Origin of the sequence: Salinivibrio sp. IB868, assembly GCF_001995655.1 — a bacterium.
Classification (GTDB): domain Bacteria; phylum Pseudomonadota; class Gammaproteobacteria; order Enterobacterales; family Vibrionaceae; genus Salinivibrio; species Salinivibrio siamensis.
The window spans coordinates 268,000-284,438 of record NZ_MUEW01000002.1; the positions used below are offsets into that span (position 1 = coordinate 268,000).

Here is a 16,439-nt window from a genome sequence, read left to right on the forward strand (position 1 = left end):
AGGATTAACATCGCACTGGCGCTTGTCCGACCTACGCGATATTTAGGATTTTTGAATACAGAGCGCTTCGCTTACAGAATACGGGAAGAGCAGGAACTAGGCACTTTTTCTACAGGGACAGGCACGATATGCTTTTCCGTATTCCGCCCGTCGTCAATCCGACTGGATATAGATCCAGTTATTCTTTATCCTTGGGGCAAAGTAACAAACAGAGATGTGATTGTGATAGGCCGATTACAGGGAACCCTGATAGAAAAGCAACCTCCTGAGATTTTAATCGATGTGAACGGCGTCGGCTATGAAGTGAGCATGCCGATGAACTGTTTGTACCAATTGCCGGAGGTGGGTGAAACCGCTACCGTGTACACGCATTTTGTGGTGCGTGAAGATGCGCAACTTCTCTATGGTTTTAGCGGTAAACGTGAGCGAGCGCTGTTTCGGGAAGTGATCAAGGCCAATGGCGTGGGACCTAAACTGGGGTTAGCGATTTTATCGGGGATGACGGCTAACCACTTTGTCGATAGTGTCGAGCATAATGATGTCTCGACCCTGGTGAAAATCCCTGGGGTGGGTAAGAAAACCGCGGAACGTTTGGTGATTGAAATGCGCGACCGGCTTAAAAACTGGGAAGCGTTCGATCTCTTTACTCCGCACACGGATGCCGCGACGGCTGAGGGCGCAGCCCTACGCGCAGCGCCAACCACTATATCTTCTGCCGCGGATGAGGCGGTAAGCGCCTTGGTCGCACTGGGTTATAAAGCGGCGCAGGCGGAGAAAGTGGTTAAACAAATTGCAACTGATGACATGAGCAGCGAAGACGTCATTCGTCACGCGCTGCGCTCAATGGTGTAACCCATGATAGAAGCTGATCGTTTAATCTCGGCGCAAACCACCCCTGATCGGGAAGAAGAGGTGATCGACCGCGCGATTCGTCCTAAGTTATTGGAAGACTACCAAGGCCAAAATCACGTCCGTGATCAGATGGAAATCTTTATCCATGCTGCTCGCAAACGCCAAGAAGCGCTCGATCATCTATTGATTTTTGGCCCGCCAGGTCTGGGTAAAACCACCTTGGCCAATATTGTTGCCAATGAAATGGACGTCAATATTCGCACCACGTCAGGCCCTGTATTAGAAAAAGCCGGTGATCTGGCCGCCTTGCTCACCAACCTTGAGCCTCATGATGTGCTGTTTATTGATGAAATCCATCGCTTAAGCCCAGTGGTAGAAGAAGTCTTGTACCCCGCGATGGAAGACTATCAGCTGGATATCATGATTGGTGAAGGGCCTGCCGCGCGCTCAATCAAAATCGATTTACCCCCGTTTACCCTGATTGGTGCCACCACCCGCGCCGGCTCGCTGACATCGCCCTTGCGTGACCGTTTTGGCATTACCCAGCGCTTAGAGTATTACAGCGTGGGAGATTTAACCGGTATCGTGAAACGCAGCGCACATTGTTTGGCGTTATCAACCGATGAGGAAGGGGCGATGGAAGTGGCGCGTCGTTCTCGTGGTACGCCACGTATTGCTAACCGCTTACTCCGTCGTGTGCGTGATTATGCTGAAGTAAAAGGCACGGGAGATATCAGTGCTGATATTGCCCAACGTGCGCTCGATATGCTCGATGTCGACAGCCAAGGCTTTGACTACATGGATCGCAAGCTACTCAATGCCATTATTGAGAAGTTCGATGGCGGGCCGGTGGGGCTTGATAACTTAGCGGCGGCGATTGGCGAAGAAAAAGACACCATCGAAGATGTGATTGAGCCTTATTTGATTCAACAAGGCTACCTGCAACGCACACCACGTGGCCGGATTGCCAGCCAGCGTGCGTATCTGCATTTTGGCTTTGATTTGCCGAAAACCTAATCGGCTAAGACTGAGCGAAAAATCCTCGCAAACCTTAATCAAGATCAAGACGTTTTTTGCTAAAACTGCCCCATTGGCCGACAACCAATGGGGTTTTTTGATCTAGATTAAGGTTATGTAGCACGTGAGCCCTTATCGTAACCCCATCTGCTGGCGGTTGCCGGTGACAAGGCAATGAGAGATGGCTTCCGTTAATGCCGCCATCTCGCCTAGTTTCTTCGTGGTTAATCACAGTTTTGTCTCTCGGTTGGTTCGTCTTGCTGTTTTTGTCGCCTGGTCGACAAACCGAGCAAAACACGATTAACACCCAATTGTTGCGCCTATAATATTAGTTATACCTTAATTAGATAAAATTTAACTATAGAATAACCTTGGTGTTTCAACTGTGTAACATGCAAGCAGTCAATTAAGAAGTGTGTAGCTTTCCCCGCGCCAGCCAGCTGTTTTGACTGCCGTGCAGGGTGAGAAAGTAAAACGAGCGATACGCCAGTATCGGCACCGAAAGCGGTGTAAAGGAGTGACCATGATTACCGATATCGTCGATTTATCGCGGCTGCAGTTTGCGCTGACCGCGATGTATCACTTCCTGTTTGTTCCCTTAACGTTAGGCATGGCATTTTTGCTGGCCATCATGGAATCGTTATACGTGATGACCGATAAGCAAATCTACAAAGACATGACCAAGTTTTGGGGCAAACTCTTTGGGATTAACTTTGCGCTCGGTGTAGCAACCGGCCTCACCATGGAGTTCCAGTTCGGAACCAACTGGGCCTACTATTCCCACTATGTAGGGGACATTTTTGGCGCCCCGCTTGCCATTGAAGGGCTGATGGCCTTCTTCCTTGAATCCACTTTTGTGGGCCTGTTCTTCTTTGGTTGGGATCGTCTCAGTAAACGTCAGCACTTGGTCACCACCTGGCTGGTGGCATTAGGCTCTAACTTTTCTGCGCTATGGATTTTAGTGGCCAACGGCTGGATGCAAAACCCCGTGGGCTCAGAGTTTAACTTTGAAACCATGCGCATGGAGATGGTGAGCTTTGCCGACGTGGTCTTTAACCCCGTCGCACAGGTGAAGTTTGTTCACACCGTTGCCGCTGGCTATACCACAGGGGCGATGTTCATTCTGGGGATCAGCGCTTACTATCTGCTCAAAGGCCGTGATATTGCCTTTGCGCGTCGCTCGTTTGCGATTGCTGCCTCGTTTGGCATGGCGGCCATTTTATCGGTAATCATCTTAGGTGATGAGTCCGGGTACGAGCTGGGTGATGTACAAAAGGTCAAACTGGCAGCGATTGAGGCCGAGTGGCACACCGAAGAAGCGCCAGCGGCGTTCACTGTGGTGGGGCTGCCGAATCAAGAGACCATGCAGACTGATTATGCGATCAAAATCCCTTATGCGATGGGGATCATTGCCACGCGCTCACTGGATAAAGAAGTGACAGGCTTAACCGATTTGATTGCTGAGCATGAAACCCGCATCCGCAATGGTATGCAGGCGTACGCATTGCTGGAAAAACTGCGTGCCGGCGAGAAATCACCGGAAACCAAAGCCGCGTTCAACGAAGTGAAAAACGACCTCGGTTATGGCCTGCTCCTTAAGCCGTACACCGACAAGGTGGTGGATGCGACTGAAGGGCAAATTCAGCAAGCTGCGCAAGACTCTATCCCGCAAGTGGCGCCTTTGTTCTGGAGCTTTAGGATCATGGTAGCGTGCGGCTTTGCGATGCTGTTTATTTTTGGCATGGCGTTCTGGCAAACCTGTCGCCAGCGTATCGATGAAAAACCATGGCTACTGAAGCTTGCGCTGATTGGTATTCCTCTGCCATGGATCGCCTGCGAAGCGGGTTGGTTTGTTGCCGAATACGGTCGCCAGCCTTGGGCGGTGGGGGAAATCCTCCCCGTGCACGTGGCCGCATCGAATCTGGCCGCTGGCGATATTATTTTCTCGATGGTGGCGATTTGCTCGCTCTACACCGTATTCCTCGTCGCTGAGCTTTATCTGATGTTCAAGTTTGCCCGCCTTGGGCCCAGCAGCCTCAAAACCGGCCGCTACCATTTTGAACAAAAAGGCAATCCAGAAGCGGATTTCAGCCGCCAGATTGAAGCATAAGGAGAGAGAGCATGTTTGATTATGAAATGTTACGCCTGATCTGGTGGGTACTGATCGGTGTGTTGCTGATCGGCTTTACCGTCACTGATGGCTTTGACATGGGAGTGGGCGCCTTGCTCACCCTGATCGGCAAAACCGACAGCGAACGTCGGGTAATGATTAACGCTGTCGCGCCCCATTGGGAAGGAAACCAAGTCTGGTTAGTGACCGCAGGCGGGGCATTATTCGCCGCTTGGCCGTTGGTGTATGCGGTTTCCTTTTCTGGTTTTTATATCGCGATGGTGGTCACGCTGGCGGCGCTTTTCTTCCGTCCCATGGGCTTTGACTATCGCTCAAAAATCGATGACCCACGCTGGCGCACCGCATGGGATTGGGGCTTGGTGCTGGGGGGCTTTGTACCACCGGTCATTTTCGGGGTCGCCTTTGGTAACCTCTTACAAGGGGTCCCGTTCCAGCTTAGCGATCTCTTGATCCCAACCTACACCGGTGGCTTTTTTGCACTGCTTAATCCCTTCGCACTGGTGTGTGGATTGGTGAGCCTGTTTATGGTGGTGTTGCAAGGCGCAACCTGGTTGCAACTAAAAACTACCGATGCGCTGCATGTACGCGCACGTAATGTCGCGCAACTGTGTGCATTATTGACCACTGTACTCTTTGTGGCAGCAGGCTTCTGGGTACAAAATATAGATGGCTTTGTGGTGGTCAGTGAGGCGGCGAATCAAGCAGCCTCTAACCCACTGGCGAAAGAGGTCGCGGTACAAAGCGGCGCTTGGATGCGTAACTATCAAGCGATGCCAATCCTCTGGTTAGCACCACTGGTCGGCGCCGTCATGCCATTATTGGCACTGCTGGCGTCACGTTTTGAGCGCGGAGGTTGGGCTTTCTTGTTCTCGAGTTTAGCCGTGGCGGGCGTGATTTTGACCGCGGGTATCGCAATGTTCCCCTTTGTGATGCCATCGAGCACTTTCCCGGGTCACAGCTTGACCATGTGGGATGCCACCTCAAGCGAGCTAACCTTGTCGATCATGACCATCGTCGCGGCGGTGTTTGTGCCGATTATCTTGGCTTACACCCTGTGGTGCTACATTAAGATGTTTGGTCGTTTAGACGCGCAATATATTGAAGACAACACCCATTCACTGTACTGATTAAGGAGCTTGCATATGTGGTATTTCACGTGGATTCTTGGTGTGCTGCTGGCATGCGCCTTTGGCATTATCAATGCCTTATGGTTGGAGCACACCGAAGCGATGGATCACGACAATGAGTGAGCGCCAACCTGCTCCCTTAGGCCAGCACTTTTCTGGCCTTTGGCGGCTGCTCTCATTGGCCAGTGCCCTGTGCTGGGGCGGCCAAGTAATGTGGGCGCCAGAAGCCTTTGCTCAGCGCATGGGCGGTGTCACGTTTCCGATGGGCGTGGGGCTGCTCTACGCGACCTGTGTCGGGGTGATCCATGCCGTCGGTTTCACGGCGCAAGGCAAATGGAGCCGGTGGCTCACCTGGCCGCCATTCGGGTGGGGCGTATCCCTTCTGTTGCTCGCCTTGATGTGGCTGCGCTAGTTGAGTTAGGCGCTCGGTGAGCAAGCGCAAAGTGACAAACGAATGACAAAGGCACCCGAGTGGTGCTTTTTTCATCACTCTAGCGTGAGTAATTGCGCGTTTTTTGCAGCACATCACTTCTCGACGGCTTGATGGGCGACCAATGCGCCAGCCGCGCTGTCTCAGCATTTCTATACATCCACAACTTAGGTATAGTAATTGCCTATCGTAAACCGATCATGGGTAAAGACATGACAGAATCAACGCCGTTTCGCTGGCCGATTCGTGTGTACTATGAAGACACAGACGCCGGGGGAGTGGTTTACCACGCCAATTATCTCAATTACTTTGAGCGGGCACGCACTGAACTGTTGCGTGAGATCGGTGTCAATCAACAAGCGCTCTTTGCCGATCGCACCGCCTTTGTTGTGCGCCATATGGATATTGACTTCCACCGCGGTGCACGGCTTGATGATGCACTGGAGGTTGTCACCACAGTGTCAGCCATGGGGCGCGCCAGCATGACCTTTTGTCAAAGCTTGGTGAATTCTGATCAAAAAGCATTGTGTGCGGCGACGGTTAAGATAGCCTGTGTCGACCCAACAACCATGAAACCCAAATCGATTCCAACACAGATTAAATCGGAGATGATGACGTGACCGCTGAACTTTCCATTCTCGACCTGTTTTTGCAAGCAAGCTTGCTTGTCAAGGTAGTGATGCTGATATTACTGGGTATGTCAGTGGTATCTTGGGCGATGATCATCAAGCGCTCCAAGGTCATGCAGCAAGCGTTTAGCAAAGCTGAACGGTTTGAAGACAGATTTTGGTCTGGGATCGATCTCTCTCAACTATTCCAAGAAGTGCAAGCGCGCAAAGACAATTTGACGGGTAGCGAGAAGATTTTTTACGCCGGCTTTAAAGAATTCGCGCGTTTGCATCGCAGCAACGACAAAGTGCCCGACGCCGTGATGGAAGGGACTTCGCGGGCGATGCGCGTGTCGTTATCAAAACAAGTGGAAGAGCTGGAAACCCATCTGCCATTTTTGGCGACGGTGGGGTCGATCAGCCCTTACATTGGCCTGTTTGGTACCGTATGGGGGATCATGCATGCCTTTATCGCCCTAGGCGCGGTAAAGCAGGCGACGTTGGCCATGGTCGCCCCCGGGATTGCTGAAGCCTTGGTGGCGACAGCCATGGGTCTGTTCGCTGCGATCCCAGCGGTCATGGCGTACAACCGCTTGACCGCCAAAGTCAGTAAGCTCGAGCATAACTACATGAACTTTATGGAAGAGTTCTCTAGCATTCTTCATCGTCAAGCGTTTGCGGCAACCCAGGAGTGATCCATGGCGTATCAACCTAAACGGCGCAAGATGACGGCGGAAATCAATGTTGTCCCGTACATTGATGTGATGCTGGTACTGCTGATTATCTTTATGGTGACCGCCCCATTTGTGACCCAGGGAGTGGATGTCGATCTGCCACAAACGGCGCAAGCAAAAACCGCCGCAGAGCTGGCAGAAGAGGAAGACAGCGGCGCTTTTATCATTGTGGAAGTGGATAAAGACGGCCAATTAGGGCTCAGTGTCAATAATGGCGATATGACCCGCGGTTTGAGCTTGGAAGAAATTCTAGTGCGCGTCAAAGCTGAGCTGCAGCTCAATCCTAAGTCCCCTGTGCTAGTGGGCGGCGATGGCCGGGTGCCTTATTCAGAAATCATCCTGACGCTTGATGCATTAAACCAAGCTGGCGTGTCGTCAGTGGGGTTAATGACTGAGCCGTACGAGTCGTAGGTGAGGGTGATGAACGAGCCAAGCGATAAACCAACCCATAAAAAATCAGGCAAAGACTCGCTGATGCCCGCGCTGGCAATATCTGCCGTGTTGCACCTGGTCTTAGTGATTGTACTGTTATGGGGCGCAGACTTTAGTTCTGACTCAACGCCAACCCCTAAAGCGGGTCGCGCGATTGATGCCACTGTCATTGATCCGGCGGTAGTGAATGCACAGGCGAAGAAAATTCGCGAGCAACGCGATCAGGCCAAACGCGAAGAAGCGGAGCGACTCAAACGGTTAGAGCAGCAAGCGAAACGCCTTGAGCAACAACGTGAGCAAGAAGAGCAGCGCCTTCGCGAAGTGAAGCGACAAAAGCTAGAAGCCGAGCGCCAAGCACGTGAAGAGCAAAAGCGAATTGCCGAGCAAAAGGCCAAAGCGCAAGAGCAAGCGCGTATTGCCAAGCAACAGGCCGAACAGGCCGAACGCGAACGTCAGCGTAAATTAGAAGAGAAGCGCAAAGCGGAACTCGCGGCGGAGAAAGCGGAAAAAGCACGGCAAGAAAAGCTCGCCGCGCAACGTAAAGCCGAGGAAGAAGCGAAAAAAGCCGAAGCCGAGCGACAGCGCAAGCTTGCCGAGCGTAAAAAAGCAGAAGAAGAGGCACGTAAAGCCGAACAAGCGCGCCAAGAGGCAGAGCGCAAAGCCCAGGAGGCGAAGCGACGACAACAAGAGCAAGAGGCGGCGCTGAACGATTTGTTCTCGGGCCTCGAGTCGGAAGCCAGCCAACGGCAAACCGCGCGCGGGCAATTTATTCAAGATGAAGTGGCGCGGTACGGCGCCATTTTTACACAAATGATCCAGCAACGGCTCATCGTCGATGATGGCTTAAGTGGCCAAGAGTGCGTGGTGAATATGCGCTTGTCACCGACCGGCCTGTTGCTTAATGTGGAAGAAAAGGCAGGCAATACGCGGCTGTGTCGCGCGACAAAAACCGCGGTGGCGTCTGTGTCTCAGTTTCCAATGCCGGAAGATGGCGACATTATTGCCAAACTACGTGATATTGAGTTGACCGTTAGACCTAACTAAACGACAGGATACCAAACATGATGGAAGTGAGCCCCTGCGGTGGCACAAGCAGTGTGACAAGCAAGAGTCAGGATCGTTTGCGAACATGGCGTATCGCCGCGGTTGTGATGCTTTTAGCCTGTCTGTCGATACTGACTCAACCGGCACATGCCGCGCTGAAATTGGTGATCACCGAAGGGGTGAATACCGCGCGCCCGATTGGCGTGATCCCGTTTCAATGGAAGGGACAAGGCGAATTGCCGGAAGATATTTCCGGCGTAGTCGGCTCCGATTTACGCCGCAGTGGTAAGTTCAACCCGCTGGCGGTCAGTGACATGCCGCAAACCCCATATAGTGATGCGGATGTAGATTACAACGCTTGGACCTCGCTGGGAGTGGATGCGGTGGTCACAGGCACCATCACTCCGACTTCGGACGGTCGCTATCAAATTGATTATCAGTTGATTGATATCGTTCGAGGCCAGCTCACCGGCGGAGACAGCAAAGGCCTAGGCGCTGATGGCGAGTTGGTACAAACCGATGATCACTTACTCGTGAATAACCGCGCCACGGTCAAAGAGAGCGACCTGCGCCGCTATGCGCATCGCATTTCCAATATTGTTTATGAGCAGCTCACCGGCGAAAAGGGCGCGTTCTTAACTCGTATCGCTTATGTGGTGATTGATAAAGAAAACGACTACCCCTATCAGCTGCGTTTGTCAGATTATGACGGCTATAACGAGCGCTTGATCCTGCGTTCCAAACAGCCATTGATGTCGCCGTCTTGGTCACCGGATGGCCGACAGCTCGCCTATGTCAGCTTCGAAAATGGTCAGGCAGAAATCTTCATCATGAACATTTACACCGGCCAGCGCGAGAAAATTGCGTCATACCCTCGTCACAATGGATCGCCACAGTTTTCCCCTGATGGCAGCAAGTTAGCCTTGGTACTCTCCAAAACCGGTAGCTTGCAGGTGTATACCTTCGATTTGAACAGCAAAAAATTGACGCAAATTACTCACGGCCGTGCCAACAGCACCGAGCCATTTTGGGATCCTGATGGTAACTCGCTCATCTATACCTCTGACCGGGGTGGCAAACCACAGATTTATCGCGTAAATTTAGACGACGGAACTAGCCGACGGATCACGTGGCAAGGCAATCAGAACATGGGTGGGCAACTGACACCGGATGGCCGTCACTTGATTATGGTAAATCAATCATCGTCTGGCTATAACATTGCAAAGCAAGACTTAAACAGCGGGGCGGTGCAAATCCTAACCAAAACCTTGTTGGATGAGTCGCCAAGCATTGCGCCTAATGGCAGCATGGTGATTTACAGCTCGGTATATGGACGTAAGAATGTGTTGTCACTCGTCTCTGTAGACGGCCGCTTTAAAGCGCGGTTACCGGCAACCAACGGGCGCGTGCGTGCACCAGCCTGGTCACCTTACCTGTAGTTTTTTAATTTTAAACAACGTGCGCTAACTTTCTAGAAAAGGAAAATAGAATGCAAATCAATAAAGTACTGAAAGGTCTGGCGGTGGCACTGCCGATGTTTACTCTGGCTGCGTGTAGCTCACACGATAGCTCAACAGGCAGTGGTTCTGGCCAATCAACCAACCAAAACGGCACCACGGTTGTTTCTCCTGTTGACGGCCAAGGCTCAATGACAGAGCAACAAATTCGTAACCAAGAACTGCGTCAGTCGCAAACCGTTTACTTCAACTTTGACGACTCATCAGTACTGCCACAATACGAAGACATGCTGGATGCCCACGCCACTTACCTGCGTGCTAACCCAGCGATGGAAGTGGTCGTAGAAGGTCACGCTGACGAGCGCGGTACCCCTGAGTACAACATCGCACTGGGCGAGCGTCGTGCCGAAGCGGTTTCTAAGTACCTACAAGCGCTGGGCGTACCGGCGAGCCAGATCTCTATCGTGAGCTACGGTGAAGAAAAACCGTTGGTGCTTGGCCAAAGCGAAGAAGCTTACGCCAAAAACCGTCGTGCGGTATTGGTATACTAATCCAGCCTTTTGGTAATGGATAAAGGATATGACAATGAACAGTAACTCTGTGCGAACCCTCGCGCTGGCGTTACTGGTGAGTGTGGCAGCCCCCGTGGCTGCCACACCTGCTCCGGTGACAGAAGTAGGGGCGGGCGGCACCGCCGTCGATCGTTTAGAGCGCATGCTCCAAGCACGTAACCAAATGCAGCTGGATATGCAGCGCCAGCTTGACCAAATGGCGCAAGAGCTGAGCAATTTACGCGGTAACGTTGAGCGTAACAGCTATGACATTCAACAAATGGTTGAACGTCAACGTGACCTCTATCGAGAAATCGACACCCTAAGAACAGCCAAGCAATCGGCCCCCGCAGAGCCAGAGAAAGCGCCAGAAGATAAGCCAGCGGTTAACTTCACTGCCGATCAAACCGAGAATGCAGCCTATGAAGCCGCAGTCAACCTGATCTTAAAAGAGAAAGATTACCAAGGCGCAACCAAGGCATTTAAAGCGTTCCTTTCAACATACCCAGAATCGGTATACACCGCTAATGCCCACTATTGGCTCGGCCAGCTTTATTTCTCCAAACGTAAGTTTGAACAAGCTAGCCAAGAATTCACGGCAGTGAGTGAGTTTGAAGACTCCAATAAACGCCCTGATGCCTTGCTGAAACTGGGTCTGATTGCACAAAAACAAGGTAACGGCGACCAAGCCAATCAATACTTTCAACAAGTGATTGATACCTACCCAGACTCAACCAGCGCCAAACAAGCTAAAAATGCGATGTAGGCAATAAGGTCCTAGGTTCCTAGGGCCTAGCCTCCCTCTTCATATTGTTTCTCCCCCCACTCACGTTATACTACCCGGACTGGAAGTTCCGGACTGGAAGTAAGCATGAGTAATCCCATGAGCCAAGTGATTGAAACGTCGCAAAGGGTCTACCCCTTTCCGCCGAAACCTGTGGCATTGACTGACACTGAGAAAAAACAACACGTTGCGCGCATCAAACAATTGTTAGAAGAAAAAGACGCGGTACTTGTTGCTCACTATTACACGGATCCAGAGATCCAAGCCCTTGCCGAAGAAACCGGCGGATGTGTCGCTGATTCGTTGGAAATGGCTCGCTTTGGCAACCAACACTCAGCAAGTACCTTGATTGTCGCCGGTGTACGCTTTATGGGGGAAACCGCCAAAATTCTCACCCCAGAAAAAACCGTGCTAATGCCGACACTAAACGCGGAGTGCTCGTTAGACTTAGGCTGCCCAGCGGACGAATTTACCGCGTTTTGTGATGCCCATCCGGATCATACCGTGGTGGTATACGCCAACACCTCAGCCGCCGTCAAAGCGCGTGCTGATTGGGTGGTGACGTCGAGCATTGCGCTGGAGATTGTCGAGCACCTAGACAGCCAAGATAAGCCGATTATCTGGGGCCCCGATCGCCACCTTGGTGCCTATATTGAGAAAGAAACCGGCGCGGATATGCTGCTATGGCAAGGTGAATGCGTGGTGCATGATGAATTTTCAGCTCAAGCGCTGGAAAAAATGAAACACCTCTATCCTGATGCCGCGATTCTCGTTCACCCAGAATCGCCTGCCAGTGTGGTAAAAATGGCTGATGCCGTTGGCTCAACCAGCCAGCTGATTAAAGCGGCACAAACCCTGCCGAACGAAAAGCTGATCGTGGCCACGGATAAAGGCATTTTTTATAAGATGCAGCAAATGGTGCCGGAAAAAGAACTTGTCGAAGCCCCAACCGCCGGCGCGGGCGCGACCTGTCGAAGCTGCGCTCATTGCCCATGGATGGCGATGAACGGCCTCAAAGCGATAGAGAGCGCACTTGAAGTCGGTGGTGAAGAGCATGAGATCCACGTTGACGACAAGGTGCGCGAAAAAGCGTTAATTCCGCTCAACCGCATGCTCAACTTTGCCGCTGAAATGAAGGGGTAACCTCCATAGGTCGGACAAGCGCCGGAGCGATGTCAGTCATGAAATACCAAGCTGAAGCGCACCCGTTGCGCGGCGCCTCCGACATGAAAGCCAAATTTGGCACCGATCGTGACAGGCGCCCGTTGGCTCAATGTATCATATCGACATCTTACCGGGGCTTGTGTCACCTACACCAATGGGATCATCGATATATAAACCAGGCGTAGGTCGGACAAGCGCCAGCACAATGCCAATCAATATCACGATGTGTGCCGCGCGCCTCCGACATTGGCGGCCAAATTTGGCACTGATCGTGACAGGCGCCCGTTGGCTCAATGTATCATATCGACATCTTACCGGGGCTTGTGTCACCGTCGCTTAAATGATCGGTATGCACGGGTAATCGTTTAATCTGTTAATAAAAATTCCACGACGGATGATAAATCCCTCTTTTAACCTCACGATGAAATGAGGAATACGGCCAATCAGACACTTGTTCAACCCAACCGTGTTTAACCGGGTTGAAATGCACATAATCAAAATGATGCTTAAAATCTCTCTCATCCCTGATCGTATGCTCCCAAAATCGATCTTGCCATATTCTCCCTTTTGCCGTAACAAATCGCTTATCTATTCGGGACACACTTTTGGTAAACAGCTTCTTTATCTTGCGCCACCTGGTCGAATAATCTGAGTCATTGTTGGGAAGTGTCCAAATAGTATGTAAATGATCAGGTAAAACGACCCAAGCATCGATTTGAAAAGGGTGAGACGCTTTGACGGTTGCCACCGCTGAGCGCAGTAACCTTATATGCTCCGTGAGCAATCGCATCTCTCTGTCGCGTAGATTTACCGTAAAAAAATACGTGCCACCATGTGCATAATTTCTCCGATATCTCATTCCAGGCTCTCTTTTTCCACCTTCATATACGCTCAGATGATGCGAAGCCAAGAGAGGAATCAAGTTTCATTACAATAAATTAGAATTCAGCCGCGAAACACAATTGAAGATGTTTGTTGTACCGAGACGTGTGTCATCGTCGCCAATGGGATCATCGATATATAAGCTAGGCGTAGGTCGGACAAGCGCCGGTGCGATGTTAATCATGAATACCCAAGCCAAAGCGCGCCCGTTGCACGGCGCCTCCGACATCATTGCCAAATTTGACAACGACCGTAACTGGCGCAGTGCAACTGGCGCCCATATCGCACTGTTCACCCAATCTTTCCCTAGGCCGTGTTGACAGCGGGTACACAGTACACATATTATGATGTATAAGGAGTTAAAAACGTGAGCCACGCACTCCATTTTATTGAGACCCCGACATTCACTAGGTTGATTGCCGCACTCGCGTCTGATGATGAGTTGAAAGAGCTACAGAGTGAACTCATAGCTCAACCTGAAAAGGGCGATCTGATTCAAGGTACAGGTGGGCTAAGAAAAGTCAGGATGGCCAAGAAAGGGCAAGGAAAGAGCGGGAGTCTAAGGGTCCTATATTATTTTGCTTACGCTGAAACCATTTATTTAGTATATGTGTACGCTAAAACAACGCAAGATACTTTGACAAATGAAGAGAAAAAGCAGTTGAAAGAACTAGTTAAACAACTGCGAGGTGATGAGAAATGAGTRTTTTTACAGATCTAAAGACGTCCCTTGAAGAGGCGGTCGAAATCAAGAAAGAAAATATGGAGCCTTCACGGATAACTTCTTATACCATTGAAGACGTTAAGGCTATTCGTGAAGATATTCTGAATGTATCGCGCTCTGAGTTTGCCAAAGCAATGAGTGTGAGTGTTGAGACAGTAAAAAGCTGGGAAAATAAGCGTCGTAACCCCTCAGGCTTAGCGGCGAAAGTGCTTCACACTATCAAAGATAACCCTGAGTTTTACAAAGCATTAGAAGCGCATTAGTGGCAGCAAGTTGTTTATATTACCTAAAAAAATCTGTAGGTCGGACAAGCGCCAGCACAATGCCAATCAATATCACGATGTGTGCCGCGCACCCGTTGCACGGCGCCTTCGACATGAAAGCCAAATTTGGCACCGATGTTAAATTTGGCACTGATCGTGACAGGCGCCCGTTGGCTCAATGCATCATATCGACATCTTACCGGGGCTTGTGTCACCTACGCCAATGGGATCATCGATATATAAACCAGGCGTAGGTCGGACAAGCGCTGTGGCGATGTGAATTGTGTATACCCAAGCCGAAGCGCGCCCGTTGCACGGCGCCTCCGACATGAAGGCCAAATTTGGAACCGATGTTAAATTTTGCACTGCTCGTGATAGGCGCCCACCGACATCAGTCTGCGTGCGCTCCCCACGCCCTAACAACCCTCTCGTGAACGCTTAGTCCTTCCTGTGAGAAATGGCCGGAAATAATTTGACATATATTTGACTGTCTGATGACAGATCGATAATCTTTATGTTTGCTTTTTTAGACGAAAAGAATAATAAACTGGCTAGAGACAATGATCTATTTACAGAACCATAAACCCATTGGCAGCGGACAGACCCGAGACTGCTACCAGCATCCCCATGACCCAACAAAGTGCATTAAAATCATGAAAGCCAACCAGCCGAGTGATGTGAATGCGAGGGAGTGGGACTATTATCAGTATCTAATCAAGAAGCATGTAGACACCAGCCATTTACCGCAATGTTATGGATTTATCGACACAGATTTAGGGGCAGGGTTAGTCTTTGATTTGGTTGGGGAAAATAGCGAAGAAACCTTTTTAAGCTTGCTGGAGAAGGGCAAGCTATCTCGAGAAAAGGCGTCACAGACCTTTAATGAGCTACAGCAGTATCTGAAGGAGACGAATATCTGCTTTATTGATACAAATCTTAATAATATCATTGTCCAGTCGAATCACTTTTTTATCATTGACGGCATTGTTCCTCCTAAAGAAAAACGCGCTTGGCTATATCAAAAGGTACCACTGATCAGTCGTTGGCGAACGCAAAAGTCGCTTAAGCCCGCCAAAAGAAAGCTTGAAAAGCTATTCAACGGCGAGCCAGTAGAAAATGTGGAATGTGGTGACACCGAAATAGCGTGAGTCAACCAGTGTCCCATTGGCAACTTGAATATACCCAATATCATGCCGGAGCTTTTTTCGTCGCCTAACGGACCAGCAAAACATAAACTAGGCGTAGGTCGGACAAGCGCCAGCACTATGTTAACTTGAGCCTCGGTCTAGCCTGCGCGCCTCCGACATGGGAGGTTAAAATTAACACTGACCGTGACAGGCGCCCGTTGGCTCAATGCATCATATCGACATCTTACCGTGGCTTGTGTCACCTACACCAATGGGATCATCGATATATAAACCAAGCGTAGGTCGGACAAGCGCCAGCACTATGCTAACTTGAGCCTCGGTCTAGCCTGCGCGCCTCCGACATGGGAGGTTAAAATTAACACTGACCGTGACAGGCGCCCGTTGGCTCAATGCATCATATCGACATCTTACCGGGGCTTGTGTCACCTACGCCAATGGCACCACCGGTTATTTACTCCGCATCCTCCGCCAACGCCGCGCCGTGGTGGGTAAGACCACACAACATGGTAGGCATGGCGTTAAAGATTTCCTCAAACTGTGCCAGCTCTTCCGCACCTTGCGCTTCCATGGTGGAAAGCGCGGTTTCTGGGTCGTAAAGCAAGCTAATAGACAGCACTACGCCACCGAGTAGGGCATTACCATCAGTGTTTTCCGGCATCAGCGTTTCCCAGTCATCACGGGTCAGGCTCCAGCCTTGCAACAATCCTTCGGCGAAATCGCGCGTCGCTTGGTTGACAATTTCAGCGTCATCCAGCAAACAGCCTTCCGGCCATTGCCAAGTTTTCTCCAACAACTGTTGGCGCTGTTCATTCCAAATATCCACAATCAGATTGGCGTACTGCTCAAACTGCTCATGGCTCTCAAACGGCGCTTGTTCCTCGCCACCCCACATCACAGGAAGCCACTCGCTAGGGCTAATAACATGAGGGGCGGCCGCCATCGCGGTGACCACACCACGGGTTTGCATGTCATTAAGTAGCTGGCTGCTATCGGCATGTTGGGAGAGAAAATCTGATAATGTCATAACACTCTTATTTGCATTTTGGTCTATGGCAAGAGTTTAACAGCTTTCAGGTGTGGTTGCTTCCATC

Annotated in this window: 18 protein-coding genes; 17 read left to right on the forward strand and 1 reads right to left on the reverse strand. The window is 50.8% G+C overall.

The window, feature by feature from the left end; translation table 11 throughout:
- Window positions 1-222: 222 nt before the first annotated feature.
- The 17 genes from ruvA (at window position 223) to BZG20_RS03350 (ending at window position 15,348) form a co-directional block, all read left to right on the forward strand.
- On the forward strand, window positions 223-852 hold the full coding sequence (gene ruvA / locus BZG20_RS03265) for a Holliday junction branch migration protein RuvA (RefSeq protein WP_046075361.1): 630 nt from the start codon (window positions 223-225) through the stop codon (window positions 850-852).
- A 3-nt stretch (window positions 853-855) separates the two neighbouring features.
- On the forward strand, window positions 856-1,869 hold the full coding sequence (gene ruvB / locus BZG20_RS03270; protein ID WP_046075362.1) for a Holliday junction branch migration DNA helicase RuvB: 1,014 nt from the start codon (window positions 856-858) through the stop codon (window positions 1,867-1,869).
- 526 nt (window positions 1,870-2,395) lie between these two features.
- Window positions 2,396-3,979, forward strand: coding sequence for a cytochrome ubiquinol oxidase subunit I (gene cydA, locus BZG20_RS03275; protein ID WP_176719629.1), 1,584 nt, complete (start codon window positions 2,396-2,398; stop codon window positions 3,977-3,979).
- 11 nt (window positions 3,980-3,990) lie between these two features.
- On the forward strand, window positions 3,991-5,127 hold the full coding sequence (gene cydB / locus BZG20_RS03280; RefSeq protein WP_077578111.1) for a cytochrome d ubiquinol oxidase subunit II: 1,137 nt from the start codon (window positions 3,991-3,993) through the stop codon (window positions 5,125-5,127).
- 15 nt (window positions 5,128-5,142) lie between these two features.
- Window positions 5,143-5,250, forward strand: a complete 108-nt coding sequence (gene cydX / locus BZG20_RS03285; protein ID WP_021024361.1) for a cytochrome bd-I oxidase subunit CydX — start codon at window positions 5,143-5,145, stop codon at window positions 5,248-5,250.
- Window positions 5,243-5,539: a cyd operon YbgE family protein gene (locus BZG20_RS03290; protein WP_158010012.1), complete on the forward strand. Its 297-nt coding sequence runs from the start codon at window positions 5,243-5,245 to the stop codon at window positions 5,537-5,539. The genes cydX and BZG20_RS03290 overlap by 8 nt, the downstream gene beginning before the upstream one ends.
- Before the next feature lie 230 nt (window positions 5,540-5,769).
- A complete protein-coding gene (gene ybgC, locus BZG20_RS03295) occupies window positions 5,770-6,177 on the forward strand; it encodes a tol-pal system-associated acyl-CoA thioesterase (RefSeq protein ID WP_046075472.1) in 408 nt (135 codons plus the stop codon).
- The gene (tolQ, locus tag BZG20_RS03300; RefSeq protein ID WP_077578112.1) at window positions 6,174-6,860 is read left to right on the forward strand and encodes a protein TolQ; all 687 of its coding nucleotides are present in this window, start codon (window positions 6,174-6,176) and stop codon (window positions 6,858-6,860) included. The genes ybgC and tolQ overlap by 4 nt, the downstream gene beginning before the upstream one ends.
- A 3-nt stretch (window positions 6,861-6,863) precedes the next feature.
- Window positions 6,864-7,310 carry a protein TolR gene (gene tolR / locus BZG20_RS03305; protein ID WP_046075367.1) on the forward strand — a complete coding sequence of 149 codons (447 nt, stop codon included), beginning with the start codon at window positions 6,864-6,866 and terminating at the stop codon, window positions 7,308-7,310.
- A gap of 63 nt (window positions 7,311-7,373) precedes the next feature.
- Window positions 7,374-8,375, forward strand: a complete 1,002-nt coding sequence (tolA, locus tag BZG20_RS03310; protein WP_046075473.1) for a cell envelope integrity protein TolA — start codon at window positions 7,374-7,376, stop codon at window positions 8,373-8,375.
- 107 nt (window positions 8,376-8,482) lie between these two features.
- The gene (tolB, locus tag BZG20_RS03315; RefSeq protein WP_077578154.1) at window positions 8,483-9,814 is read left to right on the forward strand and encodes a Tol-Pal system beta propeller repeat protein TolB; all 1,332 of its coding nucleotides are present in this window, start codon (window positions 8,483-8,485) and stop codon (window positions 9,812-9,814) included.
- A 50-nt stretch (window positions 9,815-9,864) separates the two neighbouring features.
- Window positions 9,865-10,383 carry a peptidoglycan-associated lipoprotein Pal gene (pal, locus tag BZG20_RS03320; RefSeq protein WP_069361240.1) on the forward strand — a complete coding sequence of 173 codons (519 nt, stop codon included), beginning with the start codon at window positions 9,865-9,867 and terminating at the stop codon, window positions 10,381-10,383.
- A 34-nt stretch (window positions 10,384-10,417) separates the two neighbouring features.
- The gene (gene ybgF / locus BZG20_RS03325; protein WP_077578113.1) at window positions 10,418-11,149 is read left to right on the forward strand and encodes a tol-pal system protein YbgF; all 732 of its coding nucleotides are present in this window, start codon (window positions 10,418-10,420) and stop codon (window positions 11,147-11,149) included.
- 117 nt (window positions 11,150-11,266) lie between these two features.
- Window positions 11,267-12,310 (forward strand): quinolinate synthase NadA, encoded by a 1,044-nt coding sequence (nadA, locus tag BZG20_RS03330; RefSeq protein WP_077578114.1) that lies wholly within the window; start codon window positions 11,267-11,269, stop codon window positions 12,308-12,310.
- A gap of 1,270 nt (window positions 12,311-13,580) precedes the next feature.
- A complete protein-coding gene (locus tag BZG20_RS03340) occupies window positions 13,581-13,916 on the forward strand; it encodes a type II toxin-antitoxin system RelE/ParE family toxin (protein WP_077578116.1) in 336 nt (111 codons plus the stop codon).
- Entirely contained in the window at window positions 13,913-14,200 is a 288-nt protein-coding gene (gene nadS, locus BZG20_RS03345; RefSeq protein WP_077578117.1) for a NadS family protein, read from the forward strand. The genes BZG20_RS03340 and nadS overlap by 4 nt, the downstream gene beginning before the upstream one ends.
- 560 nt (window positions 14,201-14,760) lie before the next feature.
- Window positions 14,761-15,348, forward strand: a complete 588-nt coding sequence (locus BZG20_RS03350; protein WP_077578118.1) for a YrbL family protein — start codon at window positions 14,761-14,763, stop codon at window positions 15,346-15,348.
- Window positions 15,349-15,799: 451 nt separating this feature from the next.
- On the opposite strand, the gene BZG20_RS03355 is transcribed toward BZG20_RS03350, so the two are convergent.
- The gene (locus tag BZG20_RS03355) at window positions 15,800-16,372 is read right to left on the reverse strand and encodes a UPF0149 family protein (protein ID WP_077578119.1); all 573 of its coding nucleotides are present in this window, start codon (window positions 16,370-16,372) and stop codon (window positions 15,800-15,802) included.
- Window positions 16,373-16,439 lie beyond the last annotated feature (67 nt).

Excerpts from the sequence above, each read along its gene's own strand:
- tolR (WP_046075367.1), top strand. The coding sequence starts at position 6,864 with ATGGCGTATCAACCTAAACGGCGCAAGATGACGGCGGAAATCAATGTT.
- pal (WP_069361240.1), top strand. The coding sequence starts at position 9,865 with ATGCAAATCAATAAAGTACTGAAAGGTCTGGCGGTGGCACTGCCGATG.
- BZG20_RS03350 (WP_077578118.1), top strand. The coding sequence starts at position 14,761 with ATGATCTATTTACAGAACCATAAACCCATTGGCAGCGGACAGACCCGA.
- ybgC (WP_046075472.1), top strand. The coding sequence starts at position 5,770 with ATGACAGAATCAACGCCGTTTCGCTGGCCGATTCGTGTGTACTATGAA.
- BZG20_RS03290 (WP_158010012.1), top strand. The coding sequence starts at position 5,243 with ATGAGTGAGCGCCAACCTGCTCCCTTAGGCCAGCACTTTTCTGGCCTT.
- ybgF (WP_077578113.1), top strand. The coding sequence starts at position 10,418 with ATGAACAGTAACTCTGTGCGAACCCTCGCGCTGGCGTTACTGGTGAGT.
- cydX (WP_021024361.1), top strand. The coding sequence starts at position 5,143 with ATGTGGTATTTCACGTGGATTCTTGGTGTGCTGCTGGCATGCGCCTTT.
- tolB (WP_077578154.1), top strand. The coding sequence starts at position 8,483 with ATGCTTTTAGCCTGTCTGTCGATACTGACTCAACCGGCACATGCCGCG.
- tolA (WP_046075473.1), top strand. The coding sequence starts at position 7,374 with ATGCCCGCGCTGGCAATATCTGCCGTGTTGCACCTGGTCTTAGTGATT.
- nadA (WP_077578114.1), top strand. The coding sequence starts at position 11,267 with ATGAGCCAAGTGATTGAAACGTCGCAAAGGGTCTACCCCTTTCCGCCG.
- ruvB (WP_046075362.1), top strand. The coding sequence starts at position 856 with ATGATAGAAGCTGATCGTTTAATCTCGGCGCAAACCACCCCTGATCGG.
- BZG20_RS03355 (WP_077578119.1), bottom strand. The coding sequence starts at position 16,372 with ATGACATTATCAGATTTTCTCTCCCAACATGCCGATAGCAGCCAGCTA.
- cydB (WP_077578111.1), top strand. The coding sequence starts at position 3,991 with ATGTTTGATTATGAAATGTTACGCCTGATCTGGTGGGTACTGATCGGT.